General features: G+C 73.3%; 22 protein-coding genes. 12 read left to right on the forward strand and 10 right to left on the reverse strand.

The features are described from left to right. The first annotated feature begins 96 nt into the window (after nucleotides 1–96). The 3 genes from ACFYZS_RS28260 to ACFYZS_RS28270 all read left to right on the forward strand — a co-directional run bounded on the left by ACFYZS_RS28260 (nucleotide 97) and on the right by ACFYZS_RS28270 (nucleotide 3,407). A complete protein-coding gene (locus ACFYZS_RS28260; RefSeq protein ID WP_389018292.1) occupies nucleotides 97–1,602 on the forward strand; it encodes a flotillin family protein in 1,506 nt (501 codons plus the stop codon). 50 nt (nucleotides 1,603–1,652) lie between these two features. Continuing rightward, nucleotides 1,653–2,207: an RNA 2',3'-cyclic phosphodiesterase gene (thpR, locus tag ACFYZS_RS28265; RefSeq protein ID WP_389018294.1), complete on the forward strand. Its 555-nt coding sequence runs from the start codon at nucleotides 1,653–1,655 to the stop codon at nucleotides 2,205–2,207. A 210-nt stretch (nucleotides 2,208–2,417) separates the two neighbouring features. Further along, the gene (locus ACFYZS_RS28270; protein ID WP_389018297.1) at nucleotides 2,418–3,407 is read left to right on the forward strand and encodes an aldo/keto reductase; all 990 of its coding nucleotides are present in this window, start codon (nucleotides 2,418–2,420) and stop codon (nucleotides 3,405–3,407) included. Nucleotides 3,408–3,477: 70 nt separating this feature from the next. Here ACFYZS_RS28270 and ACFYZS_RS28275 read toward each other — a convergent pair whose 3' ends face one another. Continuing rightward, nucleotides 3,478–4,062 carry a Uma2 family endonuclease gene (locus ACFYZS_RS28275; protein WP_389018300.1) on the reverse strand — a complete coding sequence of 195 codons (585 nt, stop codon included), beginning with the start codon at nucleotides 4,060–4,062 and terminating at the stop codon, nucleotides 3,478–3,480. Between the two features lie 107 nt (nucleotides 4,063–4,169). Continuing rightward, complete coding sequence (locus ACFYZS_RS28280; RefSeq protein WP_389018303.1) at nucleotides 4,170–4,853, reverse strand: GDSL-type esterase/lipase family protein; 684 nt, start codon at nucleotides 4,851–4,853, stop codon at nucleotides 4,170–4,172. Nucleotides 4,854–4,929: 76 nt separating this feature from the next. Between ACFYZS_RS28280 and ACFYZS_RS28285 the strand changes: the two genes are divergently transcribed. Beyond that, nucleotides 4,930–5,937, forward strand: coding sequence for a WD40 repeat domain-containing protein (locus tag ACFYZS_RS28285; RefSeq protein ID WP_389018305.1), 1,008 nt, complete (start codon nucleotides 4,930–4,932; stop codon nucleotides 5,935–5,937). A gap of 4 nt (nucleotides 5,938–5,941) precedes the next feature. On the opposite strand, the gene ACFYZS_RS28290 is transcribed toward ACFYZS_RS28285, so the two are convergent. Beyond that, on the reverse strand, nucleotides 5,942–7,306 hold the full coding sequence (locus tag ACFYZS_RS28290; protein WP_389018308.1) for an MFS transporter: 1,365 nt from the start codon (nucleotides 7,304–7,306) through the stop codon (nucleotides 5,942–5,944). Between the two features lie 26 nt (nucleotides 7,307–7,332). Continuing rightward, nucleotides 7,333–7,770 carry a MarR family winged helix-turn-helix transcriptional regulator gene (locus ACFYZS_RS28295; RefSeq protein WP_030156888.1) on the reverse strand — a complete coding sequence of 146 codons (438 nt, stop codon included), beginning with the start codon at nucleotides 7,768–7,770 and terminating at the stop codon, nucleotides 7,333–7,335. 118 nt (nucleotides 7,771–7,888) lie between these two features. Between ACFYZS_RS28295 and ACFYZS_RS28300 the strand changes: the two genes are divergently transcribed. Further along, nucleotides 7,889–8,071, forward strand: coding sequence for a hypothetical protein (locus ACFYZS_RS28300; RefSeq protein WP_030156886.1), 183 nt, complete (start codon nucleotides 7,889–7,891; stop codon nucleotides 8,069–8,071). 26 nt (nucleotides 8,072–8,097) lie between these two features. Here the strand turns inward: ACFYZS_RS28300 and ACFYZS_RS28305 are convergent, their stop codons facing one another. Continuing rightward, nucleotides 8,098–9,552, reverse strand: a complete 1,455-nt coding sequence (locus tag ACFYZS_RS28305) for an NCS2 family permease (protein WP_389018311.1) — start codon at nucleotides 9,550–9,552, stop codon at nucleotides 8,098–8,100. A gap of 150 nt (nucleotides 9,553–9,702) precedes the next feature. On the opposite strand from ACFYZS_RS28305, the gene ACFYZS_RS28310 reads away from it, so the two are divergent. The 3 genes from ACFYZS_RS28310 (at nucleotide 9,703) to ACFYZS_RS28320 (ending at nucleotide 14,020) form a co-directional block, all read left to right on the forward strand. Continuing rightward, nucleotides 9,703–10,008, forward strand: a complete 306-nt coding sequence (locus ACFYZS_RS28310) for a DUF2530 domain-containing protein (protein WP_389018314.1) — start codon at nucleotides 9,703–9,705, stop codon at nucleotides 10,006–10,008. Nucleotides 10,009–10,113: 105 nt separating this feature from the next. Then, the gene (locus tag ACFYZS_RS28315; protein WP_389018316.1) at nucleotides 10,114–12,582 is read left to right on the forward strand and encodes an HAD-IC family P-type ATPase; all 2,469 of its coding nucleotides are present in this window, start codon (nucleotides 10,114–10,116) and stop codon (nucleotides 12,580–12,582) included. A gap of 10 nt (nucleotides 12,583–12,592) precedes the next feature. Further along, a complete protein-coding gene (locus ACFYZS_RS28320) occupies nucleotides 12,593–14,020 on the forward strand; it encodes an MFS transporter (protein ID WP_389018319.1) in 1,428 nt (475 codons plus the stop codon). A 28-nt stretch (nucleotides 14,021–14,048) separates the two neighbouring features. Here ACFYZS_RS28320 and ACFYZS_RS28325 read toward each other — a convergent pair whose 3' ends face one another. The 4 genes from ACFYZS_RS28325 to serC all read right to left on the reverse strand — a co-directional run bounded on the left by ACFYZS_RS28325 (nucleotide 14,049) and on the right by serC (nucleotide 20,206). Then, nucleotides 14,049–17,225 (reverse strand): sacsin N-terminal ATP-binding-like domain-containing protein, encoded by a 3,177-nt coding sequence (locus ACFYZS_RS28325; protein WP_389018322.1) that lies wholly within the window; start codon nucleotides 17,223–17,225, stop codon nucleotides 14,049–14,051. A gap of 140 nt (nucleotides 17,226–17,365) precedes the next feature. Next, nucleotides 17,366–17,992, reverse strand: coding sequence for a class F sortase (locus tag ACFYZS_RS28330; RefSeq protein WP_389018325.1), 627 nt, complete (start codon nucleotides 17,990–17,992; stop codon nucleotides 17,366–17,368). Then, a complete protein-coding gene (locus ACFYZS_RS28335) occupies nucleotides 17,985–18,788 on the reverse strand; it encodes a hypothetical protein (protein WP_389018328.1) in 804 nt (267 codons plus the stop codon). Before ACFYZS_RS28335 ends, ACFYZS_RS28330 begins: the two co-directional genes overlap by 8 nt. Nucleotides 18,789–19,084: 296 nt before the next feature. Then, complete coding sequence (gene serC / locus ACFYZS_RS28340) at nucleotides 19,085–20,206, reverse strand: phosphoserine transaminase (protein ID WP_389018331.1); 1,122 nt, start codon at nucleotides 20,204–20,206, stop codon at nucleotides 19,085–19,087. Nucleotides 20,207–20,291: 85 nt separating this feature from the next. Between serC and ACFYZS_RS28345 the strand changes: the two genes are divergently transcribed. From ACFYZS_RS28345 to ACFYZS_RS28355, 3 genes are read left to right on the forward strand one after another with little or no spacing between them, the layout of a single operon-like run. Next, on the forward strand, nucleotides 20,292–23,021 hold the full coding sequence (locus ACFYZS_RS28345; protein WP_389018334.1) for an FAD-binding and (Fe-S)-binding domain-containing protein: 2,730 nt from the start codon (nucleotides 20,292–20,294) through the stop codon (nucleotides 23,019–23,021). Nucleotides 23,022–23,068: 47 nt separating this feature from the next. Then, entirely contained in the window at nucleotides 23,069–24,025 is a 957-nt protein-coding gene (locus tag ACFYZS_RS28350) for a DMT family transporter (RefSeq protein ID WP_389018337.1), read from the forward strand. Further along, nucleotides 24,025–24,396: a DUF1801 domain-containing protein gene (locus tag ACFYZS_RS28355; protein WP_389018340.1), complete on the forward strand. Its 372-nt coding sequence runs from the start codon at nucleotides 24,025–24,027 to the stop codon at nucleotides 24,394–24,396. Before ACFYZS_RS28350 ends, ACFYZS_RS28355 begins: the two co-directional genes overlap by 1 nt. 21 nt (nucleotides 24,397–24,417) lie before the next feature. On the opposite strand, the gene ACFYZS_RS28360 is transcribed toward ACFYZS_RS28355, so the two are convergent. Continuing rightward, nucleotides 24,418–25,395 carry a helix-turn-helix transcriptional regulator gene (locus tag ACFYZS_RS28360; RefSeq protein WP_389018343.1) on the reverse strand — a complete coding sequence of 326 codons (978 nt, stop codon included), beginning with the start codon at nucleotides 25,393–25,395 and terminating at the stop codon, nucleotides 24,418–24,420. Between the two features lie 39 nt (nucleotides 25,396–25,434). On the opposite strand from ACFYZS_RS28360, the gene ACFYZS_RS28365 reads away from it, so the two are divergent. Beyond that, nucleotides 25,435–25,887, forward strand: coding sequence for a hypothetical protein (locus ACFYZS_RS28365; RefSeq protein WP_389018346.1), 453 nt, complete (start codon nucleotides 25,435–25,437; stop codon nucleotides 25,885–25,887). Nucleotides 25,888–25,927 lie beyond the last annotated feature (40 nt).

The raw sequence follows: 25,927 nt of genomic DNA on the forward strand, positions 1-25,927 counted from the left end.
AGATGGCGACAAGAAACCCCCCACGTCTTCTTAACGGCCCCGCACAGGAGCACACTCGCCCTCGTCAGTGTCGAACGGCACTGCGATAAGGGGGCGTTGCCGATGGCTATCGGCGTCGTGGCGGGAATCGTTCTCGTCGCAATCCTGGCTTTGATCGGCCTGTTCAAGCTCATGTGGCGGGTGGCCGAACCGAACGAGGCACTCGTCATCTCCGGCTCCACCCACCGCACCGAGGGCATCGGCGAGGGCATGGGGTTCCGGATCGTCACCGGGCGCGGAACCCTCGTGGTCCCCGGCGTCCAGGCGGTGCGCAAGCTCTCGCTGGACCTCAACGAGACCCAGCTGAACGTGGACTGCGTGACCCACCAGGGCATCCCGCTGCGGGTGAAGGGCGTCGTGATCTTCAAGATCGGCGACGACCTCGTGTCCATCGCGAACGCGGCACGCCGCTTCCTGGACCAGCAGAAGATGATGCCCGAGCGGGTGCACATCGTCTTCGCGGGCCATCTGCGGTCCATCGTGGGCGGGTTGACGGTCGAGGACATGATCCGCGACCGCGAGAAGCTGACCGGGCAGACCCGGGCGGCCTGCGGTACGGAGATGGAGAAGCTCGGCCTCATCGTCGACTCGCTCCAGATCCACGAGATCGAGGACCCCACCGGCTACATCAAGAACCTGGCGATGCCGCACGCGGCCGCCGTCCAGCGGGACGCGCGCATCGCGCAGGCCGAGGCGAACCGTTTGGCCACCGAGGCCGAGCAGACCGCGTTCGCGCGGATGGCGGAGGCCACCCGCGACAGCGAGATCCTCCAGGCCGGCTACCAGGCCGAGCGCGACAAGGCCGCCGCGACCGCCCGCCAGGCGGGCCCGCTCTCGGAGGCGGCGGCCCGCCAGGAGGTCGTCGTACAGGAGACCCGGGTCGCCGAGCTCGAAGCGCACCGGCGCGAGCAGCAGCTCCAGGCGGACGTGCGCAAGCCCGCGGACGCGGCGGCGTACGAGACCCGCACCCGCGCCGAGGCCGAGCGCGACGCCCGCATCTCGGCGGCGCAGGCCAAGGCCAAGGAGACCGAGCTGGCGGCCGCGGCCGAGGCCACGCGCGTGACCACGGCGGCGACCGCGGACGCGGCGGCCACCGAGGCCCGGGGCCTGGCGGCCGCGAAGGCCACCCGGGCGACCGGTGAGGCCGAGGCCGCGGCCACCCAGGCGAAGGGCCTCGCGATCGCGGCGTCGGCGAAGGCCAAGGGCCTGGCCGAGGCCGACGCGATCAAGGCGCGGGCCGCCGCACTGGCCGAGAACCAGGAGGCGGTCGTCGCCCAGCAGCTCGCCGAGAACTGGCCGGCGATCGTGGAGGCGGGCGCGGGCGCCTTCGGCAACGTGGAGCACATGGTGCTCCTGAACGGCGCCGAGGGCATGTCGGAGATGTTCGCGAAGGCGCTGACCATGGGCGGTACGGGCCTGGGCCTGGCCCGCCAGCTGCTCTCGTCGATGTCCCAGCCGGACACCAGGCCGGACACCCGGCCGGCCGCCCCGGACACCACCGCCGTGAACGGCAGGACGGCGGCGTCGTCGACGGCCCAGCAGATCCCGATCGCGGACGCGTAACCCGCAGCCGGGCGCGAGTCCGACCCGTCGACCGGGTTAGGCTCGCGCCCATGAGGCTGTTCGCCGCGGTGATGCCGCCCCAGGAAGCGGTCGAGGAGCTGAGCCGGGCCGTGGCTCCCCTCCGGGACGACCGGCTGCGCTGGACGGGGGAGGCGGGCTGGCACTTCACCCTCGCCTTCATGGGCGAGGTGCGCGAGGAGCTGCTGCCGGACCTGCACGCCCGGCTGGCCCGCGCCGCCCACCGCACCGAATCCTTCGGCCTGCGCATCCACGGCTCCGGGCACTTCGGCGACCGCGCCCTGTGGGTCGGCGCCGCCGGCGGGCTCGACCCGATGCGGATGCTCGCCGAGCGCGCCGACGCCGCCGCCCGCCGGGCCGGGGTGCCGATGGAGCAGCACCGCCGCTACACCCCCCACCTCACCCTGGCCCGCAGCCGCACCGGCGCCGACCTGCACCCGTACACCCTGGCCCTCGCGGGCTTCGAGGGCACGCCCTGGCGGGTCGGGGAGCTCAGCCTGGTCCGCAGCAACCTCCCGACGGCCGGGGTGCCCGGGGAGCAGCCCCGCTACGAAGTGGTCGGGGCCTGGCCCCTGGCCGCCTCCTGACGCCCCTCGGTACGGGAACCCGCGCCGCCCGCGTTACGCTCGACGGGTGGATCCCAAGACCCGAAACCGTGTGATGGCCGGTGTACTCGTGCTGATGTTCGTCGTCGTGGCCGTGGCAGCCGCCGTGGGCCAGTAGCCCGCCCCCGGACGCCGACCGCGCCCGCGGGGGGCCTTGCCTGGAGTGGACTCCAAGCAGTTGGCTTGGGGTCCATGAAGTACACACAGCTCGGACGCACCGGACTCAAGGTCAGCCGACTCGTCCTCGGCACGATGAACTTCGGTCCGCAGACAGACGAACCCACCAGCCACGCGATCATGGACGCCGCGCTCGACGCGGGCCTGAACTTCTTCGACACCGCCAACGTCTACGGCTGGGGCGAGAACAAGGGCCGTACCGAGGAGATCCTCGGCACCTGGTTCGCCCAGGGCGGCGGCCGGCGGGACAAGACCGTGCTGGCCACCAAGGTGTACGGGAACATGGCCGGCGAGGGCGACCCGTGGCCCAACTACGACCGGCTCTCGGCGCTGAACATCCGCCGGGCCGTCGAGGCCAGCCTCAAGCGGCTCCAGACGGACTACATCGACCTCTACCAGTTCCACCACGTCGACCGCCGGACCCCCTTCGAGGAGATCTGGCAGGCCGTCGACGTGCTGATCCAGCAGGGCAAGGTGCTGTACGCCGGGTCGTCGAACTTCCCCGGCTACAAGATCGCCCAGGCCAACGAGACGGCCGCCCGGCGCGGTGCGGTCGGGCTGGTCAGCGAGCAGTGCCTGTACAACCTCGCCGAGCGGCGCGCCGAGATGGAGGTCATCCCGGCGGCGCAGGAGTACGGCCTCGGCGTGATCCCGTGGTCCCCGCTGCACGGCGGGCTGCTCGGCGGCGTCATCAAGAAGGAGGTCGAGGGCGGCCGCCGCGCCTCCGGGCGCTCCGCGGACGCCCTGGCCAACACCGCCGTACGGGCGCAGGTGCAGGCGTACGAGGACCTGCTCGACAAGCACGGCCTGGAGCCCGGCGAGACGGCCCTGGCCTGGCTGCTGACCCGGCCCGGGGTGACCGGGCCGATCGTCGGACCCCGTACCGGGGAACAGCTCGAGAGCGCCCTGCGCGCGCTGGAGCTGGAGCTGCCGCAGGAGGTGCTCTCCGGCCTGGACGAGATCTTCCCCGGCCCGGGTGCCTCGCCGGAGGCCTTCGCCTGGTGACCGGGCCGGCGTGACGGCGCGACCGGTCCGCGCCCCGGTGCGGGGCGCGGACCGGGACGCGGGGCGCGGATCAGTCGCGAGGGAACTCGGAGGTGTCGAGGCTGAGTCCCACGACCGTGTCCGTGAGGTCGATCTCGTCACCGAATGCGATCTTCGTCTCCGTGGCGTAGTCCCCGTCCTTGGGCTGCGTGTACAGCAGGGAGCGGCGGACGTACGGATCGACGATGAGGTAGGCGGGCACCTCGGCGGCGGCGTAGGCCGCCTTCTTGGGGCCGTAGTCGTTCGCCGCGGTGCCCTTGGAGATCACCTCGGCGACGAATTCCACGTCCTCGTGGCGCCAGCGGCCGGCCTCGCTCCTCTCCGCTCCTTCGGCCATGGCCGTCACGTCGGTGGCAAAGCCGTTCAGGTGGCCGGGGTAGTCGATGCGGACATCGGACTTCAGTTGCTTTCGCGGGTACTTGGCGCGCAGCTGCTCGATGATGTCCAGGATGATCTCCCAGTGCGTGTCCCGCTGCGGCGACATGTAGACGGTCCCCTCGACGATCTCGACCTTCAATCCCTCGGGGACGGGCTCAAGCGCCTCGAACATCTCGTCCAAGGCCTGCTCGCTGCTGATGTCGGCCATCTCGATCCTGCCGGTCTCTACGACGGTCATCGTGGCGCTCCTCCCCGCTGCCGCGCAGTCGCGGGCAGCCGCGTAGTACAACGATACGCACGGGGAGCGGGTCACGGAGGGAACGCCGGGTGTGGCCCCGAGGGCCGTCAGGGCATCCGGTACGGGCCGCCGATGCCCCAGGCCTGGTGCAGGACCGCCGCGAACTCGCCGGCCAGGCGGTGCTCGCCGGAGGCGTTGGGGTGGGTGCCGTCGTACGTGTCGTGCGCTATCTCGTACGCGGCCGGGCGCGCGGCCAGCAGGATCGGCGAGGCCTCGGTCGACAGGTCGGCGACGGCCTTCGCGAGGAGCTCGTTGAACCGGGCCACCTCGGCCGCGAACGGCGCGTCGGAATCGGCCCGGACGTTCGGGATGACGGGGAGCAGGACCATCCGGATGCCGGGCCGGGCGGCCCGGGCCTCGGCGATGAAGCGGCGGGCGTTGGCCGCGGTCTCCTCGGCGGCGGTGTAGAAGCCCAGGTCGATCAGGCCGAGGGAGACGAGCAGGACGTCGGGCTCGCCGGAGCGCACGGCGGAGCCGATGAGGGGGGCCATGTGCTGCCAGCCCTCGCCCCAGCCGGCGAGGTGGCGGCGGGCGTCCTCCGGGAAGCCGGGGTCGGCGTAGGCGTGGCTGGTCGGCTCGTTCGCCGCGGTGTCGAAGAGCGCGGTGCGCGGGCCGACGATCTCGTACGGGCCGCCCGGGACGCGGCCCAGGTGCTGCCACATCCGGTAGCGCCAGGTGTAGTCGCCGGCGCGCCCGATGGTCATGGAATCACCGACGAACATGAAACGCATCCGGTCATCATCGCGGATCACGCGCCGGGCGCCCCTGTGATGCCGGACACGCGGGGCGGGCTGGCAGGCTTGGGGTATGCGCCTGCTGCCGTTGACCGCCGTCATTGCCCTTGTCGTGCTGCCGGGTTCGGCCGCCGCCGCTGCCGAGTCGGCGCCCGCCGGGGCCTCCGGGTTCACGATCACCGATCCGCGGATCAAGGAGTCGAGCGGGCTGGCGGCGAGCCGGATCCACCCGGGCGTCTACTGGACGCACAACGACAGCGACGACGGCCCGTACGTGTACGCGGTGGACTCCGCGACCGGCAAGACCGTGGCCCGGGTGACGCTGACCGGGATCGGGACCCCGCGCGACGTCGAGGCCATCTCGCTGGGCCCGGACGGGCAGCTGTACGTCGGCGACATCGGGGACAACCTGAACGGGACCTGGGACCACGTCTGGATCTACCGCTTCCCGGAGCCGAAGCAGCTGGCCGATGTCACGGTCAAGGCCGAGCAGTTCACGGTGAAGTACGCGGACGGGGCGCGCAACGCCGAGGCGCTGATGGTGCATCCGGTGACGGGCCGGGTGTACATCGCGAGCAAGAGCGAGGACAAGGGCGGGCTGTACGAGGGGCCCAAGGAGCTGTCGGCCTCGGGGACGAACGTGTTCCGGCGGGTGGCTGACCTGCCGTGGGTGACGGACGGGGCCTTCTCCCCGGACGGCGGCCGGCTCACGCTGCGCGGCTACTTCTTCGCGAAGACCTATCCCTGGAAGGACGGGAAGCCGGAGGGCGAGGGCGAGCGGGTGGACGCGCCGTGGCAGGGGCAGGCGGAGTCGGTGACGTACTCGGCGGACGGGTCGACGCTGCTGTTCGGATCGGAGGGCGAGTCGAGCCGGGTGGTGGCGGTCCCGGTGAAGCCCGCGTCCGGCGGCTCCGCCACCCCCGCTCCCGGCAAGCCCGGTGCGACCCCGGCGGCCGGCTCCCCCGCTCCTGCGGGCGAGCAGGGCGGGGGCGGCTTCACCAAGGGCGCGGCCGTGCTGGCCGTGGGCACGGCCCTGGTCCTCGGCGCCAAGCGGCTCTTGCGCCGCAGGCCGCGCGACTGACGTACTACGCCGCGGTGACCAGCTCGCGGGGGCGGGCCGACGGGACGAAGGTGACCCCGTGGCGGCTTACGCTCAGGCGGAGGTTGCCCACCCGGGAGAGGATCGCCGCGATCGCCGCGGCCGCGGCCAGGGAGACGAGGCCGCCCGCGGCCATGCCGATCCGGGCCCCGTACGTGTCCGTCACCCAGCCGACGACCGGCGCGCCGATCGGGGTGCCGCCGGTGAACACCATCATGTAGAGCGCCATCACCCGGCCCCGCATCTCGGGGTCGGTGGCCATCTGGACGCTCGCGTTGGCGGTGACGTTGACCGTCAGCCCGAACATCCCGATCGGCACCAGCAGCGCCGCGAACAGCCAGAACCCGGGCGCGAAGGCCGTCACGACCTCCAGCGCGGAGAACAGCACCGCCGCCGCGACCAGCAGCCGCAGCCGCGAGTGTCCGCGCCGGGCCGCCAGCAGGGCGCCCGCCAGGGAGCCCGCGGCGATCAGCGTGTTGAACAGTCCGTACGTGCCCGCGTCCCCGTGGAACACGTCGCTGACGAACGCCGACAGCCAGATCGGGAAGTTGAACCCGAACGTGCCGATGAAGCCGACCAGCACGATCGGCCAGATCAGCTCGGGGCGGCCGGCGACGTACCGCAGGCCCTCCCGCAGCTGGCCCTTGGCGCGCGGCTGCGTCTCGACCGGGTGCAGTTCGCGGGTCCGCATCAGCAGCAGGCCGGCGACCGGCGCGGCGAAGGACAGCCCGTTCAGCAGGAAGGCCCAGCCGACGCCTACGGCGGTGATCAGCACACCGGCGATCGCCGGGCCGACCAGCCGCGCGGACTGGAAGTTCGCCGAGTTCAGGCTGACGGCGTTGGCGAGCTGCTCCTTGCCGACCATCTCGGAGACGAAGGTCTGCCGCGCGGGGTTGTCCACGACGGTGACGAGGCCGAGCAGGAAGGCCGCGAGGTACACGTGCCAGACCTGGACGTGTCCGGCGAGGGTGAGCGCGGCCAGCGCGACACCGGTCAGGCCCATCAGGGTCTGGGTGGCGATCAGCAGCGGCCGCTTGGGCAGCCGGTCCGCGAGTACGCCTCCGTAGAGGCCGAACACCATCATCGGCAGGAACTGCAGGGCGATCGTGATGCCGACCGCGGAAGCCGAGCCGGTGAGGGACAGGACCAGCCAGTCCTGGGCGATGCGCTGCATCCAGGTGCCGGTGTTGGAGACGGCCTGTCCCGTGGCGAAGAGCCGGTAGTTCCGGATCTTCAGCGAGCTGAACATCGAGTTGTTCTTGCCCGTGGAGCGTGTGGAGCGCGTCGTGCGCCCGGTGGTAGTGGTGGATGTATGGCCGGGTGCGGAGTCTGCTCCGTTTCCCGTACTCAAAAGCGTTCGCCTCCTGGCGTCGTCCGTTACAAGTGCGCGAGCTTCTCCAGGACGGGCGCGGCCTCGCGCAGCTTGGCCCATTCGTCCTCGGTGAGCTCTGCCGCGAGCCCGGCCAGGAAGGCGTTCCGCTTGCGACGGCTCTCTTCGAGCATCGCTTCGGCCTCCTCGGTCTGGGTGACCACCTTCTGGCGGCGGTCGTCCGGGTGCGGCTGCAGCCTGACCAGTCCCTTGGCCTCCAGCAGCGCCACGATGCGCGTCATCGACGGCGGCTGGACGTGCTCGCGCCGGGCCAGCTCACCGGGGGTGGCCTGGCCGCACCGGGCGAGGGTGCCGAGGACCGACATCTCGGTCGGGCTCAGCGATTCGTCGACGCGCTGGTGCTTGAGGCGCCGGCCCAGCCGCATGACGGCGGAGCGGAGGTCGTTCACGGCGGCAGCGTCGTCGCCATGGGTAAGGTCGAGCATCTCTTTAGACTACCTCATTACTCTCGCTAAGGAACGCAGGTGAAGCGTGTCACTCGTACGGGTGAGTCCGCAGCGGAAAGTGACACGCGTCCACGTCCCGTGCCACGACTCTTTCGGCATGGGGACACACGTGCTGAGCATGCGCATAGACGGGGAGCTGCTCGACCGCCTCCGGACTCATGCGGCGAAACGCGGAATGAGCGTCCAGGACTATGTCGTCCGGACGCTCATTCGCGATGACTTCGACGAGCGCTTCAAGGCGGCCGTCGACGAGACGGAGAAGTTCTACGGGCTCACGTGAGCACGTGAGCGCGAGCCCGTGGACGCTTACGTGAGGCCGAGGGCCGGCATCGCGTAGTAGAAGACGAACACCGCCGACACGACGTACAGGGCCGCCGGGACCTCACGGCCCCGGCCGGTCGCCAGCCGCAGCACGCAGAAGGCGATGAAGCCGAAGCCGATGCCGTTGGTGATCGAGTACGTGAAGGGCATCATCACCATGGCCAGGAAGGCCGGGACGGCGATGGTGAAGTCGCTCCAGTCGATGTCCCTGACCGAGCCCGCCAGGATCAGGAAGCCCACCGCCACGAGGGCGGGGGTGGCCGCCTGGGACGGGACCATGGTGGCGAGCGGGGTCAGGAACAGCGCCACGGCGAAGAGGCCGCCGGTCACGACGTTCGCGAGGCCCGTGCGGGCGCCCTCGCCGACACCGGCCGTGGACTCCACGAAGCAGGTGGTGGCCGAGGAGGAGGTGGCGCCGCCGGAGGCGACGGCCAGGCCGTCGATGAGCAGCACCTTGTTGATGCCGGGGAAGTTGCCGTCCTTGTCGATCAGCTTCGCCTCGTCGCCGACGCCGAGGATCGTGCCCATCGCGTCGAAGAAGCAGGACAGCAGCACGGTGAAGACGAAGAGGATGCCGGTCAGCAGCCCGACCTTGCCGAAGCCGCCGAACAGGCTGACCTGGCCGACGAGCCCGAAGTCGGGCGCGGCCACCGGGTTGCCCGGCCACTCGGGGACGGTCAGGCCCCAGCCCGAGTCGGGCAGCCCGACGATCAGCTGGACGGCCACGGCGATGACGGTCATGACCACGATGGAGATCAGGATCGCGCCGGGCGTCTTGCGGATCAGCAGGGCGAGGGTCAGCAGGACGCCGACGATGAAGATCAGGACCGGCCAGCCGTGCAGGTGGCCGCCGGTGCCGAGGGTGAGCGGCACGGTGGTGTGCGCGGCGTCCGGGATGCGGGTGACGAAGCCCGAGTCGACCAGGCCGATCAGCATGATGAACAGGCCGATGCCGATCGCGATGCCCTTGCGCAGGCCGAGCGGGACGGCGTTCATGACCCGCTCGCGCAGGCCGGTCGCCACCAGCAGCATCACGACGAAGCCGGCCAGGACCACCATGCCCATGGCATCGGGCCAGCTCATGCGCGGGGCCAGCTGGAGCGCGACGACGGTGTTCACGCCGAGGCCGGCGGCGAGCGCGATCGGGACGTTGCCGATGACGCCCATGAGGAGCGTGGTGAAGGCCGCGGTCAGGACGGTGGCGGTCACGAGCTGGCCGCTGTCGAGCTGGTGGCCGTACATGTCCTTCGCGCTGCCCAGGATGATCGGGTTCAGCACGATGATGTAGGCCATCGCGAAGAAGGTGGCGAAACCGCCGCGGACCTCGCGGGCGACGGTGGAGCCGCGCTCGGAGATCTTGAAGTGGCGGTCCAGGGCGGACCCGCCGCGGGGAGCGGGGTCCGGGAGGGTGGGCGCGGGGGCGGGAGCCGGCGTGCTCATGCGGTCCTCTGGTGTCTTCATTGCGGGGGCATTGGGGGATTCATACGAAGAAAATGGGCCATGCCCACACCGTTTCAGTATGAACACATGAACGAAACCCCGTCCATCTCCGCGCGTAGACCCGGTTTCGGGCCACCTAGACTTGGGGCCATGGCGAAATGGACAGCGAAGCACGAGGCGCCCGAGCCCCTCGAGGGCCCGATCGTCGCGACCGTCACCGGCGGCACGATCCTCTGGTTCGCGATGTTCGTCGTCCAGCTCCCGTTCTACGGCTGGTTCGCCGACCGTGACCTGCTGTGGTGGGTCTGGTGCTGCGCGGCCGGCGGGTTCCTCGGCCTGATCGGCCTCTGGTACGTCCGGGGCCGCGACGCGGCCCTCAAGCGGCACGCCGCGGCCGCGTCGGCCGCCTCCGCCGCGTCCGCCGCGCGGGACGAGGAGAGCGGCACCGCCGGCTGAGGCGTCGGGGGCAGGGGGACCAGGGGACGATTCGGGTCATCCCGAAGTCGGATCTTCGGACTTCTCGGCGGGTGAAGCGGTAGAACCCCCTTTACCGTCGAAAGCATGACGCAGCGGGCAGAGATCGAACCGGGCGGTTCCGAGCCGGGTGGCGGCGGCCCCGGCGGCGCGGCCATCGACGCGGGAGCCGAGCTGGATCCGGTACACCCGGTCCGGCCCCCCGCACCACGGTTCAAGCCCGCCGGGCTGACCACCGCCGAAGTCGCCGAGCGCGTCGCCCGCGGGGCCGTCAACGACGTGCCCGTGCGCAGCAGCCGCTCCACCGCCGACATCGTCCGCGCCAACGTCTTCACCCGGTTCAACGCCATCATCGGCGTGCTCTGGGTGGTCATGCTCATCGTCGCGCCGCTCCAGGACAGCCTCTTCGGCTACGTGATCATCGCGAACACCGGCATCGGCATCATCCAGGAGATGCGGGCCAAGAAGACCCTGGACAGCCTCGCCGTCATCGGCGAGGCCAAACCCAGCGTCCGACGCGACGGTCGGACCGCCGAGATCTCCACCTCCGAGATCGTCCTCGACGACGTCATCGAGCTCGGACCCGGCGACAAGGTCGTCGTCGACGGGTCCGTCGGCGAGGCCGACGGCCTGGAGATCGACGAGTCCCTGCTCACCGGCGAGGCCGACCCCGTCCTGAAGAAGCCCGGCGACCCGGTCATGTCCGGGTCCTTCGTCGTCGCCGGCGGCGGCGCGTTCACCGCCACCAAGGTGGGCCGCGAGGCCTACGCCGCCCAGTTGGCCGAAGAGGCCACCCGCTTCACGCTCGTCCACTCCGAGCTGCGCTCCGGCATCTCCACCATCCTCAAGTACGTCACCTGGATGATGATCCCGACCTCGATCGGCCTGATCATCAGCCAGCTCGTCGTCAAGGACGACAACCTCAAGGACGCCATCGCCCGCACCGTCGGCGGCATCGTCCCGATGATCCCCGAGGGCCTGGTCCTGCTGACCTCCGTCGCCTTCGCGATCGGCGTCATCCGGCTCGGCCGCAAGCAGTGCCTGGTACAGGAACTGCCGGCCATCGAGGGCCTCGCCCGCGTCGACGTGGTCTGCCTCGACAAGACCGGCACCCTCACCGAGGGCGGCATGGACGTCACCGAGCTCCGCCCGCTCGGCGGCGCGGAGGCCGCGTACGTCAAGAAGGTGCTCGGCGCGCTCGGCGAGTCCGACCCGCGCCCCAACGCCAGCCTCCAGGCGATCATCGACGCCTACCCGGACAGCGCCGAGTGGCGCTGCACCGAGTCCCTGCCGTTCTCCTCCGCCCGCAAGTACAGCGGCGCCAGCTTCAGCGAGGGCGACGGGGAGAACAACACCTGGCTGCTCGGCGCCCCCGACGTGCTCCTGCCGGCCGGAGACCCGGCCCTCGACGAGATCAACGTGCTCAACGAGCAGGGCCTGCGCGTCCTGCTGCTCGCCCGGGCCGCGTGCGAACTCGACGACCCGTCCGTCGGCGCCGGGGCCAAGCCGACCGCCCTGATCGTCCTCGAACAGCGCCTGCGCCCCGACGCGGCCGACACCCTGCGCTACTTCGAGGACCAGAAGGTCCACGCGAAGGTCATCTCCGGTGACAACGCCGTCTCGGTGGGCGCGGTGGCCGGCAAGCTGGGCCTGCCGGGCGCCGAGAACACCGTCGACGCGCGCAAGATGCCCACCGACCAGGCCGACATGGCCAAGGTGCTCGACGAGAACGCCGTCTTCGGGCGGGTCACCCCGCAGCAGAAGCGCGACATGGTCGGCGCGCTGCAGTCCAAGGGCCACACGGTCGCGATGACGGGCGACGGCGTCAACGACGTCCTGGCCCTCAAGGACGCGGACATCGGCGTCTCGATGGGCTCGGGCTCGGAGGCGACGCGGGCGGTGGCCCAGATCGTCCTCCTGAACAACAGCTTCTCCACCCTCCCCTCGGTGGTCGCCGAGGGCCGCCGGGTCATCGGCAACATCACCCGGGTCGCCACCCTCTTCCTCACTAAGACCGTCTACTCGGTGCTGCTGGCGATCCTGGTGGTCTGCTTCCAGGTCGAGTACCCCTTCCTGCCGCGCCACCTGACGCTGCTGTCCACCCTCACCATCGGCATTCCGGCCTTCTTCCTGGCCCTGGCGCCGAACAAGGAGCGCGCGAAGCCGCACTTCGTGAAACGGGTGATGCGGTACGCGATCCCGGGCGGCGTGATCGCCGCGGTGGCCACGTTCGTCACGTACCTGGTCGCCCGCCACCACTACACCGGCCCGGAAGCCCTCCAGGCCGAGACGAGCGCGGCGACGCTGACGCTGTTCCTGACCTCGATGTGGGTCCTGGTGATCATCGCCCGCCCGTACACCTGGTGGCGGGTGGCCCTGGTCGGCGCGATGGGCGCCGCCTTCCTGATCGTCCTCGTCGTCCCCTGGCTCCAGGACTTCTTCGAGCTGAAGCTCGTCGGCACCGAACTCCCCTGGACGGCGGTCGCCATCGCCGCGGCCGCCTCGGCCCTGATCGAGGTGACCTTCCGCTGGGTCAACCGCAAGTTCCCCGCCTAGGACCGGCGCCATGAGCCGGGACCGCGGGACGGCGACCCTGGCCCTGCTGTCCTTCGCCATGCTGATCGTCTCGCTCGACCAGTACATCGTCGTGGTGGCGCTCCCCGACATCGCCCGGGACCTGGGCTACTCCGCGCAGACGCTGCAGTCCGTCATCAGCGCCTACGCGGTGACCTCGGCCGGCTTCCTCCTGTTCGGCGGGCGCGCCGCCGACCTGCTCGGACGGCGCCGCGTACTGGCCACCGGGCTCGGGCTGTACGCCGTCGCGGCGCTCGCCGGCGGCCTCGCCACCGCGCCCGGCACGCTGCTCGCGGCCCGCGCCGTCCAGGGCCTCGGCGGTGCCCTCGTCTTCCCCACCACCCTGGCCCTCGTCAACACCACCTTCGCCGAAGGACGCCCGCGCAACCGCGCCCTGGGCATCTGGGGCGGCGCCGGTGCGGCGGGACTGGTGATCGGGGTGCTGCTCGGCGGCCTCCTGACGCAGGCCTTCGGCTGGGAGGCGGTGTTCCTCGTCAACGTCGCCCTGGCCGGGCCCGCGCTGCTGCTCACCTTCGTGGTGATCGCGCCGGACGGTCCGCGCGAGAGCGGCCGCGCCTTCGACCTGCCCGGTGCGCTCGCCGTCACCGCGGGCGTCACCCTGATCGTGTTCGCCCTGGTGCAGGGCCCCGCACTGGGCTGGCTCTCGCCGGGCCTCCTCGCCGTCGCGGCGGCGGGCCTGCTGCTGGTCGCCGCCTTCGCCGTCATCGAGCGGCGCAGTCGGGACCCGCTGATCCCGCCCCGGCTGCTCGCCAACCCCCACCTCGTCACCGGCGTCGTCATCGCGTTCATGTTCATGGCGACGTTCGGCTCGGTGCTCTACTTCCTGTCCCTCTACTTCCAGGAAGTCCTCGGCTACGACGCCCTGCAGACCGGCGCCGGCTTCCTCCTCCCCACGGCGGTGGTGGTCGCCGGCTCGACGACGGCGGGCCGGCTCGTGACGCGGTTCGGCCTCAGGGCCACGCTGAGCGTCGCCCTCGCCGTCGGCGCGCTCGGTGCCGTCGCCCTCGGCTTCGCCGTCGCGCCGGACGGCTCGTACGCGGAGCTGGTCCCCGGCCTGGTGGCCCTCAGCACCGGCGACGGCATCGTCTTCACGGCCATGTTCATCACCGCCGCCACCGGCGTCCCCGACCGGGACCAGGGCACCGCCTCGGGCATCGCCTCCACCGGCTCGGGCGTGGGCGCGGCGGTCGGCCTGGCCGTCCTCGTCCTGATCGCGACCGCCGGTCTCGGGGGCCTGTCCGGCGAACGGCTGCGCGCCGCCACCGCCGAGGGGATCAGCACCGCCCTCTTCGTGGTGGCGGGCGGCATCGCCCTGACCTTCCTCACGGCCCTGACCCGCTGCCCGACCCCGCCCGGACCGGCGCCGGCACCCGTCCCGTACCAGACCCGCCGGTGCTGAGAGCAGTACCCGTACGGGTGAGGGGCCGTCAGTCGAACCAGCGGTCGCGGGCCAGTTCCGCCGTACGGGAGGGGTCCTCCAGGAGGGCGGCCACCTCGAACCGGCGGGGCCACTGGTCCGCGGCCCAGGCGAGGCCGGCCGCCACGCCCTCCAGGGTCGCGGCGTGGAGGGTGCCGTCCGGAGTGCGGCGCCAGTCGAGTTCCACGCCGCCCGCGATCAGCTCCTCGTGCTCCAGGTAGGTCTCCGGGGTCGAGGGGCCCAGCAGGATCCGGACCGACTCCGGGACCTCGTGCTCCTCGCCCGGCGTCGTGACCTCCGCCGGGACCGTCTCCGAGAGCCGGCGGACCTGGAGCAGCTCCGCCAGGTCGGCCGCGCGGGCCGGGGCCACCGGCAGGAGCGGGAGGCCCGCCGTGAGGGGCAGCAGGTCCGGGGCGTCCGCGATCAGCGCGTCCGCCGCGTCGACCACCACGACCTCCCCGTCCACCACCGTGCGCAGCTCGTCCGGGAGCGTGACCTGCTCGGGGTCCAGATCGGCCAGGGCCCCGTACAGGGCGTGCAGCTGGCGGTCCGACACCTCGCGGTCCGGGTCGGCGAGGCGGCCCAGGAGCTCGGCGGCGCCGCCGGGTTCGTCCAGCAGCGCCGGCACCGTCGTGCGTACGCCGAGCGCGCGCAGGACCTGCTCGTCCTCGAAGCCCGTCGCGTCCGCCGGGGTGTAGAGCCCCGCCAGCAGCGGGTCGCCGCCCGCCGCGCGCAGCCCCGCCGGGCGGCGGCCGTCGAGCACCGGGTGGTCGCGCAGCCACCAGGCGGTGTACGGGCGCACCGACTGCGTGGTGCCGTCCGGCAGCAGCACCCGTACGGGCTGGGTCAGCGCGTCGCGCAGCGGGGGCTGCGCGAGCATGGCCAGGGCCTGGGGCCAGCAGTCGTCGTCGACCAGGTCGAGGTCGCGGACCGCGACGAGTTCCGTGGCCACGGGCGGCAGCGGGGTGTCGGGGAGCTGGTCCAGTACGTCCTCGCACCACACGTCCACCGCGTCCAGCAGCCCCGCGTCGTCGGGCTCCGCGAAGTCCCCGTCGCGCGGCTCCAGTTCGTCCGGGTCCAGCACCACGTCGGTGGCGCGGACCAGCTGGAAGGCGGCCAGCACCCCGCAGGCGGTCAGCGGCTGCGCGCCCCACTTCCCGGCCAGTTCACCGTCCACGTAGGGGATTTCGTCCTCGCGGATCACCGAGGCCAGCGGCGAGCCCGGCAGCAGCAGCTCGCCCGCGGGCGTGAGCTCCCCGTCCTCGTCCGGCAGGGCCAGCGCGCCCAGCCACGGCTCGTCGCCCGGAGCCAGGTCGGCGTCGCGGACCAGGCCCAGGACCACCTCGGCCAGCTCGTCGGCGTCGAGGGCGTCCTCGTCCCAGATCTCCCCGGCGTCGAGGGAGGCGGCCACCGCCGCCCGTACCTGCGGGGTCGTCAGAACCGCGCGGGGCGTGGCCGGGAGCGCGCCGAGGCGCTCCAGCAGCGGGTGCGCGGCATCTGGGTGGGCCACCTTCAGCCCCATCCGGGCCAGGTCCTTCGGGGTGTCCGCGCCGGGCAGCAGCACGTGGCGGGGGCCGATCGTGGTCCGCCCGTCGGCCAGCGGCACGGGCAGGCCCGAGAGCCGGTCCGGGTCCACCCCCGCCAGGGTTTCGTACAGCCGGTGCCACCACTCCGGGCCGCGCTCGATGCCCGCGATCCGCTCGATGGCGTCGCCCAGCGGCAGCCGGCCCACGCCCAGCGTGCGCAGCTCGGGCCGGCGCTCCAGCCCGGCGGGCAGCAGCGTCGGCAGCACCTCGGACAGGACCCGTACCGTCTCGGCGCCCGCGCCCTCCACCACCTCGGCCTCGAAGGGGCGCAGGGCGGCCCGCTCCTCGGCGTGCTCGGCGTGCTCGGCCGGGGCCGCCGGGGCGAGGAACGCCGTACGCGGCAGCCGCTGCAGCACGGCCGCGCGCAGCGCCCCGTCCAGCGGGCCCTGGCCGAGCGGCCCCGGTACGAGGTCCACCAGCGCGGTGCTCACCGGGTCCCAGGCGCCCAGCAGTTCGGCGTACGCGTCGGCCGCGCGCTCCACCAGGAAGTCGGTCAGCGGCCCCGGCGCGGGGTGCCGGCGGGCGGTGTCCAGCGGCAGCGTGGCGATGAGCAGGGCGGGGATGCCCAGCGGCTCGTCGGTCGGGGTCGGCGCGTGCACCACGCTCGCGGTGGCCGGGCGTACGGGGGCGCCCTCGGTGTCCACGGGCACGGCCCAGGACACCGTCCAGACGGGGCGCAGCCGCTCCTCGACCGGCCGGTCCGCGAGCAGTGCCCGCTCGATGGGGCCGCTGTGGCGGACGGTGCGCCAGCGGCGGGTCTCGCCGGCGCCTCCCGCCGCGTCCTCGATGACCGTGTACGGGCCCTCGTCGCGGCGGCGGAGCGTACGGGTCCCCTCCTGCGGGCTCTCCACGACGATCTCGGCGAGCCCCGGCAGGGTCAGCAGCAGCGCGTCGTCGATGCCGGCCAGCAGCCGCTGCACCAGGTCCCCGGCGGCGGCGTCGCGCAGCGGGAGGACGACCACGGTGTCGTAGCCCTCGGGGGCGGTGCCCTCGGCGGGCAGCGGCAGCCGCAGCAGCGGGACGTGCCCGTCGCGGCGGCGCAGTTCGTCGCCGAGGCCGGGGCTGCCGTTGGCGGCGTCGCGGGCCAGCTCGCGGGCCTCGGCCAGGGACCAGCGGACGCCGCCGTGGCGGCCGAGTACGGCGGGCTCGTCGGAGACGGCGAGCACGGCCGCGAAGCCGACGCCGAACCGGCCGACGGTGTCGGCGGATCCGGTCGCCGCGGCCGGCCCCGCAGGCCCCGCCGCCCCCGCGGGCTCCCGCTTCGCGGAGGCCCGCAGGGTGCTCAGCGACTCCACGCCCGTCGCGTCCAGCGGGGCACCGGTGTTGGCGACGGCCAGCACCCCGTGCCCGCCCTCGCCGGAGTGCAGGGTGAGCCGAAGCCGGCCGGGCACCTTGGCCCGGGCCGCGGCGTCGGCGGCGTTCTGCGCCAGCTCGACGACGAGCCGGTCGCGGTAGCCGCCGAGGGCCAGGTCCTCCTCGGCGTTGGCGTCCTCCCGGAAGCGGGCCGGGCCCGCGCCCCAGGCGTCGAGCACCCCGCGCCGCAGCCGGGCCGTGCCGAAGGGGTCCACGCCGCCCTGGGCCGCCGTCACTCGCACGCTCACGCCGCTGCCTCCATGCTGTCCTGCACTGCGCTGCACCGCATTCACCGGAATGCCGAATGCCGAGGCCCTGAAGGTATCGCGTACGGGTCCCGCGGGTCGGGGCGGCCGGGCCCACACGGGGCCGTCGCGCCGCCGCTTCCTCAGGCCCGGCCGGTGAGGTGCGCGAAGACGACGACGTTGGAGTCCCAGTGGCGGTCGGGGGTGAGGCTGCCGCCGCAGGTGATCAGGCGCAGCCGGGCCGCGCCGTGGGTGTCCCCGTAGACCTTGTCCGTGGGGAAACGGTCCTTCTTGTACGTGTCGACCTCGTCGACGGCGAAGACGGCGGTGGTGCCGTCGGCCCGGTGGACCTGGATCTTCTCCCCCTTCTTCAGGGTCTTGAGGTTGAAGAAGACGGCCTTCGGGGCCTGCGGGGTGTCCATGTGGCCGACGATGGCCGCGGCGCCCGCCTCACCCGGGGTCGGGCCGTCCTTGTACCAGGCGGCGTCGTCCGGCTTGGCGAAGTCCGGCTCCTGCATCTCCCCTTGGGGGTCGAGGCCGACGGCGTCGAGCGGCGCGTCGACCTTGATGTCCGGGATCGCGATGCGGTCCGGGACGGAAGGGGGCAGCACGGAGGCCGCCTTCGCGGCCGCGGTCTCGTCGGAGCCGCTGCTCGCCGAGGCCGAGCAGCCGCAGGCGAGTACGGCGGTGAGGGCCGCGGCCCCCGCCAGGGCGGCGGCGCGGCGTGCGCGGCCGCCCCGGCGGGAAGGGGTGGACCGCCGCTCAGGCACGGGTCGTGGCTTCCGTCGCGTCCGCCGGCGCCTGGCCCGTGTTGACGGAGCCCTTGGGCAGTTTGTGCTCGCTCGGCTTCAGCGGGGTCACCGGCTTGACGTCGGGCTTGCCGCCGCCGCCCGCCTCGGTGGAGAACTTCACGGTGTCGAACTCCTTGCCGCCCGCGAAGGCGTGCACGCCGTAGTACCCGGTCTTGACCCCCTTGGCGACGACGGCGGTCCCGGTCCAGGTGCCGTGCCCGTCGCCCTTCAGGTCCACCCGGCCGCCGAACGCGTCGGAGGTGACGTACGCGTCCTTCACCCCGGCCGCCGTCTTGATCGTGACCCCGATCCTGTCGCCGGGGCGGCCGGAGTCCGCGGACAGCTTCAGGGAGGACGTCGGGGCGGGCGGCGGGGTGTCGGCCTTGACGGTCAGCTGCGCGGTGGCCTGGAGCTTGCCGCCGTCCGGGCCCGTACCCGTCAGGCTCACGCCGTAGTTGCCGTCCGCGACCTTGGCGATCCTCGCGGTGCCGGTCCAGACGCCGTCGCCCGCCGGGCTGAGCTTGACGTCCTCCAGCGCCTTGGAGGAGACGGACAGGGCGGTGGAGCCCTTGGGGGCCTTCACGGTGACCTTGACCTCGGCGCCCGGCTTGCCGGAGGAGACGGACAGCAGCAGGGACGCGGAGCTGTCGCTGCTGCCCGCGCTGTGGCTGCCGGAGGGGGACGGGCTCGAATCGGCGGCGAACACGGGGGCGGCGGCGCCGAGGGCCAGCGTCGAGGTGAGGGCTACGGCTGCGAGGGTGACTGCCTTGCGCATGGGATTCCTCCTGAACGGGAGGCCGGGGTTCCTTCCCGGCACACCTGACATGAGGGGCATTCCGGGCGCTTGGTTGCGGGTCCGCGCGGGCCCTCGCGGGGCACCTGCCGAAGGTCCTTCGGCATAAAGCCGCAGGCCGCGCACCCGCCAAGGGGGCGCCGTTTACGGGCTCTTTGCCCCGATTTTTGGGACCAAGGTCCCGGGCGTCCGGGCGTCCGGGGCGTTCCCGGCACAACGACGGAGCCCCCGGCGACAGGGGGTCGCCAGGGGCTCGTACGGTGCCGCTCAGGCCGTGGTCAGAGCTGCTCGATGACGTAGTCGATGCACGCGGTCAGCGCCTGCACGTCCGCCGGGTCGATCGCCGGGAACATGGCGATGCGCAGCTGGTTGCGGCCGAGCTTGCGGTACGGCTCGGTGTCCACGATGCCGTTGGCGCGCAGCACCTTGGCGACGGCGGCCGCGTCGATGTCGTCCGAGAAGTCGATCGTGCCGATGACGGCGGAGCGCTTGTCGGCGTCCACGACGAACGGGTTCGCGTACTTCGACGCCTCCGCCCAGCCGTACAGGTGGCTCGCGCTGGCCGCCGTACGGCCGGTCGTGAACTCCAGGCCGCCCTGGCTGTTCATCCACTTCAGCTGCTGGTCCAGCAGGAAGAGGGTGGACAGGGCGGGGGTGTTGTACGTCTGGTTCTTCAGCGAGTTGTCGATCGCCGTCGGCAGCGAGAAGAACTCCGGGATGTGCCGGCTGCCGGAGGCGTGCACGCGCGCCGCCCGCTCCAGGGCCGCCGGGGAGAACGCCGCCAGCCACAGGCCGCCTTCGGAGGCGAAGGACTTCTGCGGGGCGAAGTAGTAGACGTCGCTCTCGGTGATGTCCACCGGCAGACCGCCGGCGCCCGAGGTGGCATCCACCAGGACGAGTGAACCGGCGTCGGCGCCCGCGACGCGCTTGACCGGCGCCGCCACACCCGTCGAGGTCTCGTTGTGCGTGTACGCGTACACGTCGACGCCCGCTTCGGCCACCGGCTCGGGGTGCGTGCCCGGCTCGGAGGAGATCACGGTCGGCTCGTCCAGCCACGGCGCGAGCTTCGCGGCCTTGGCGAACTTGGAGGAGAACTCGCCGAAGGTGAGGTGCTGGGACTTGCGCTCGATGAGCCCGGCGGTCGCGATGTCCCAGAAGGCGGTGGAGCCGCCGTTGCCCAGGATCACCTCGTAGCCCTCGGGGAGGGAGAACAGGTCCCGGACGCCGTCCCGCACCGAGCCGACCAGGTTCTTGACCGGGGCCTGGCGGTGGGAGGTTCCGAGCAGGGAGGTACCGGTGGCGGCGAGGGCGTCCAGCGCCTCGGTCCGCACCTTGGAGGGGCCCGCGCCGAAGCGTCCGTCGGCGGGCTTGATGTCAGCGGGAATCTGGATCTCGGCCACGAGCGGAGCGTATCGGGTCCCGGTCCACCCCTCGGAGGCGCGTCCACCCGATGAGACGGCTCCGACCGGTGGCAGGGTGGGGGCCGTGACGTCACCCGGTGAACTCGAACGGACATTGCGGGAGGAGCTGCGCGGGGAGGTGGACTTCGGGGCCGCGGCCCGCGCGCTCGCGACGATGGACGCCTCGAACTACCGGCGGGTGCCGGTGGGGGTGGTCCGGCCGCGCGACGCCGAGGACGTGGCGGCCGCCCTGCGGATCTGCGCGGACGCGGGCGTGCCCGTCGTCCCGCGCGGCGGCGGGACCTCGATCGCCGGGCAGGCCACGGGCATCGGCGTGGTGCTGGACCTGACCCGGCACATGGACGCCCTCGTGTCGCTGGACCCGGCCGCCCGCACCGCGGTGGTCCAACCGGGGCTGGTGCTCGACCGGCTGCGCGAGGCGGCCCGCCCCTACGGGCTCACCTTCGGCCCGGACCCCTCCACGCACTCCCGCTGCACGCTGGGCGGGATGATCGGCAACAACGCGTGCGGAGCCCACTCGGTGGCCTGGGGGACCACCGCGGACAACGTGTCGGAGCTGGCGGTGACGGCGTACGGGGGCGCGTCGTACCGGCTCGGGACGGGCTGGGCGGGGACGCCGCAGGGCCTGCGGGAGCTGGTGGCGGGGAACCTGGCGGTGCTGCGTACGGGGATGGCGGGAGGCTTCTCGCGGCGGATCTCCGGATACGGCGGGCTCGACGCGCTGCTGCCCGAGCGGGGCGTGCAGGCCGCCCGGGCCTTCTGCGGGAGCGAGGGCACGCTCGGGGTGGTGACCGAGGCCGTCGTACGGCTGGTGGAGGCGCCGCACGCGCCGGCGCTCGCCGTCCTCGGGTACGCGGACGAGAGCGCGGCGGCGGACGCGGCGGCCGGGCTGCTGGGCTTCGGACCGCTGACGGTGGAGGGCATGGCGGCCGACCTGGTGGGCGCCGCTCCCGGGCTGCCGAGGGGTGGCGGGTGGCTGTTCGTCGAGATGCCGGACGAGGGGGCGGCCCGGTCCCTCGTACGGGCCGCCGACGCGGTGGACTCGGTGGTGGTCACGGACCCGGCGGGGCAGCGCGCGCTGTGGCGGATCCGCGAGGACGCGGCGGGCACGGCGACGCGGACGCCCGACGGGGGCATGGCCTGGCCGGGGTGGGAGGACTGCGCGGTCCCGCCGGCCCGGCTGGGCGCGTACCTGCGGGAGTTCCGCGCGCTGCTGGCGCGGCACGGGCTGCGGGGGACCCCGTACGGGCACTTCGGCGAGGGCTGCGTGCACGTGCGGATCGACTTCGACCTGGTGTCCGAGGCGGGGATCGCCCGCTTCCGCTCCTTCTCCGCCGACCTGGCGGACCTGGTGGTCTCCCACGGCGGCTCGCTCTCCGGGGAGCACGGGGACGGGCAGGCGCGGGCGGAGCTCCTGCCGAGGATGTACGGGCCGGAGGTGATCCGGCTCTTCGGCGCGTACAAGGACGTGTGGGACCCGGCGGGCGGGATGAACCCCGGCATGCTGGTCCGCCCGGCCCGCCTGGACGAGAACCTCCGCTTCGCCGTGCTGCCGGCGACCCCGTTCGCGGGGGAGGTGGCCCGCTGCGTGGGCGTCGCGAAATGCCGGTCCGCCGACGCGGCCGGCCCGGCGGTGATGTGCCCGTCGTACCGGGTCACGGGGGAGGAGCGGCACTCCACGCGCGGCCGGGCGAGGCTGCTGCACGAGATGCTCGCCGGGGAGATCGTGCGGGACGGCTGGCGCTCGCCGGAGGTCGCGGAGGCGCTCGACCTGTGCCTGGCCTGCAAGGGATGCCGGAGCGACTGCCCGGTGGGGGTGGACATGGCGTCGTACAAGGCGGAGTTCCTGCACCGCCACTGGGCGGGCCGCATCCGCCCGCCGTCCCACTACACCCTGGGCGGCCTGCCCGCGTGGCTGCGCCTGATCGCAGCCCTCCGCGCCGCGCCCCTGGCCAACGCGGCGGCCCGCCGCCTCCCGCTCCCGGGCCTGGCCCGGGCCCGCCCGCTGCCGCCGCTGGCCGTCGAGCCCTTCACCCGCTGGTGGCGCAGGTCGGGCCGCCCCGGTCCGGAAGCCGGCCCGCAGGGCGCGGCGCGCGTCACGCTCTGGCCGGACACCTTCACCGAGCACCTCGCCCCCGAGGCGGGACGCGCGGCCGTCACGGTCCTGAGGGACGCGGGCCTCGCCGTGTCCCTCCCGCCGAAGGGGGTCTGCTGCGGGCTGACCTACGTCTCCACCGGCCGCCTCGACCGCGCGCGGGCCGTCCTGCGCCGCACCCTCGACGCCGTGGGAGACGTTCGAGGACCCGTGACGGTCCTCGAACCCAGCTGCGCCGCCGCCCTGCGCACCGACCTGCCCGCCCTCCTGCCCGACGACCCGCGCGCGGAGCGCCTGGCGACAGCCGTCCGCACCTTCGCCGAGACCCTCGAGGAGTACGCGCCGCAGTGGCGGCCGCCCCGCCTGGACCGCCCCGCCGTCGGCCAGACGCACTGCCACCAGCACGCCGTCCTCGGCGACGACGCCGACCGCAGGCTCCGCGAGCGCGCCGGCCTGGGCGGAGAGCTCAGCGGAGGCTGCTGCGGCCTGGCCGGGAACTTCGGCTTCGAGCCGGGCCACCACGAGGTGTCCGTGGCCTGCGCCGAGGAACAACTGCTCCCCGCCCTGCGCGCGGCCCCGCCCGGGGCCGCGATCCTGGCGGACGGGTTCTCGTGCCGTACGCAGATCAGCCGGCTCGCCGGGCTGCCCGACGGCAGCCGGGCCCGCCACCTCGCGGAGCTCCTGGCGGAGGCCCTGTAAGCCAACACACGCCGTCGCGGCCCTTACGCACCCCTTAGTCTGGATTAATGCCCGCAACCTCGCCCAAGTCCGACCGCGCCGCCCCGGCGCCCGCCGACCTCACGACGACCCCGGCCCTCCCGACGACCGCCGCCGGCGTCGCCCCGTCGCGCTTCGGCCCCGTCGCACTGGTCATCGCCGCGGGCATCTCGGTGCAGTTCGGCGCCGCCCTCGCGGTCAAGATCATGCCGGGGGCGGGCGCCGCGGGCGTGGTCACGCTGCGGCTCGCGGCCGCCGCGCTGGTGCTGCTGGTCCTGTGCCGCCCGAAGGTCCGCGGGTACTCGCGCGCCGACTGGGGCACGGTCGTCGCCTTCGGCGTCGCCATGGCCGGCATGAACGGGCTCTTCTACCAGTCCATCGACCGCATCCCGCTCGGCCCGGCCGTCACCCTCGAAGTGCTCGGCCCCCTCGTCCTGTCGGTCGTCGTCTCGCGCCGCCTGGTCAGCCTGCTGTGGGCGGGCCTGGCCCTCGCCGGTGTCGTCCTGCTCGCCGGCCACGGCGGCGGCAGCGGCTTCGGCGGCCTCGACCCGCTCGGCGCCGCCTTCGCGCTCGGAGCGGGCGCGATGTGGGCGGCGTACATCGTGTTCAGCGCGCGTACGGGCCGCCGCTTCCCGCAGGCGGACGGGCTGGCCCTGGCCATGGCGGTGGCGGCGGTGCTCTCGCTGCCGCTGGGCGTGGTCGAGGCCGGTTCGGCGCTCCTCGTGCCGAGCACGCTGGCGCTGGGCTTCGGCGTCGCCGTCCTGTCCTCCGTCCTGCCGTACACCCTGGAGCTGCTGGCGCTGCGCCGCGTCCCCGCCCCGACGTTCGCGATCCTGATGAGCCTGGAGCCGGCGATCGCGGCCACGGCCGGGTTCCTGGTCCTGCACCAGGCGATGTCGGCGATCGACGCGCTGGCGATCGCGCTGGTCATCGCGGCGAGCATGGGCGCGGTCCGCTCCCAGACCCGGAAGGCGGCCGCCGCCTGATGCCGGCGACGGCCGAGGTCGACGCGTACCTCGAACAGGCCCCGGAGGCCCGCCGCGAGGCGCTGACGCGCCTGCGCGAGCTGTGCCTGGCGGAGCTGACGGGCTTCGAGGAGGTCATGGCGTACGGCATGCCGATGTACGTACGGGCCGGCGCCGAGGCGGGGGAGGTCGCCTGGGCGAACCAGAAGCAGTACATCTCGGTCTACCTGATGCGGACGGACGTACGGGACGCCTTCGCGGACCGCCTGGCCGGCCACGACACGGGCAAGGCGTGCCTGCGCTTCCGCCGCCCGGAGACGGTGGACTTCCCCCTCCTCCGCGACCTCCTCCGCGCCACGTCGTCGGCACCCCCGGGCCCGATCACCCCCTAGGGGGTGTCTTTCGGATCCGGGTCAGCCGCCGTACCGGGCGGTCATCGCACCCAGTGCGTTCCGGATGCGGGACCTGAGGGTCGGTGGGGCGAGTACCTCCGCGTCCGGGCCCAGGGACAGGAACTGCTCCTCGGCCTGTTCCTGCGACTCGATCGGGAGGAGCGCCCGGGTCCAGCCCGGCAGTTCCGGGTCCGGGGCGCCGGTGGCCAGGGCCCGCGCCTGGGCGCCGGTGAGGCGCGCCGCGGCGCGCGGGGAGAGGCGTACCAGCGCCTCCTCCGGGTGGAGCCGCGCGTGGAACTCCTCCTGGGTCCGCTGCCAGTACCCCGCCAGGTCGAAGCCCCGCGGCGGCTCCGCGCGATCCGCCGTCTCCCGCACCGACAGGACCTGGTCCACCCGGTACGTCCGCGGCTCCGCCGCGCCCTCGGGCCCCGACGCAGCCGCCACCAGGTACCAGCGCCCCGCCTTCAGCACCAGCCCGTACGGCTCCAGCCGCCGGTCCACCTCCTGCGGCTCCTTCCAGCGCCGGTAGCGGACCTCGATCACCCGCCCCCGCCACACCGCGTCCGCGACCCGCGCCAGGTACGGGGTCTCCTCGTGCTCCGCGTACCAGCCCGGCGCGTCCAGGTGGAAGCGCAGCCTCATCCGGTCCGCCTGCTCCCGCAGCTCCGCCGGGAGCGCCGCCCGCAGCTTCAGCTGGGCCGCCGACAGGGCCCGCCCGAGCCCGAGTTCCGCCGCGGGCCCCGGCATCCCGGTCAGGAACAGCGCCTCCGCCTCGCCGGTGCTGAGCCCGGTCAGCCGCGTCCGGTAGCCGGCCAGCAGCTGGTAGCCGCCGCTGTGCCCGGCGTCCCCGTACAGCGGGACGCCCGCCGCGGCCAGCGCCTCCGCATCGCGGTAGACCGTGCGTACGGACACCTCCAGCTCCCGCGCGAGCTCGGCGGCGGTCATCCGCCCCCGGGTCTGGAGCAGCAGCAGCATCGACAGCAAACGGCTCGATTTCACTGACACAGGATGTCAGTGGAGTGCTCCTACGGTCCTCGCATGAACGACTTCGACTTTCTCCTCGGCACCTGGGACGTCACCAACCGCCGGCGCACCGACTTCCTCGACCCCGACGCCGAGTGGGAGGAGTTCCCGGCCGTGAGCCGGGCCTCCCGCCACTTCGACGGCGCCGCCAGCTTCGACGAGATCGAGTTCCCGACCAAGGGCTTCGCCGGCCTGACCCTGCGCCTGTACGACCCGGAGCGCGAGCAGTGGTCGCTGTACTGGGCGAGCCGCCGCACCGGCACCCTCTTCCCGCCGGTGCTCGGCCGGTTCACGGAGGGCACCGGCGTCTTCGAGGGCGAGGACACCTACGACGGCAAGGCGGTCCGCGTTCGCTTCGTGTGGTCGCGGATCGCGTCGGGCGCTCCCCGGTGGGAGCAGTCCTTCTCGGTCGACGAGGGCGCCACCTGGCTCCTGAACTGGACGATGGACTTCGCCCGTCACGCGTGAACCCGCACGCCCGCTCCGCCGGCCACGGGGGTGCTCGGCG

It is taken from the genome of Streptomyces sp. NPDC001903 (assembly GCF_042891345.1).
Lineage (GTDB): Bacteria > Actinomycetota > Actinomycetes > Streptomycetales > Streptomycetaceae > Streptomyces.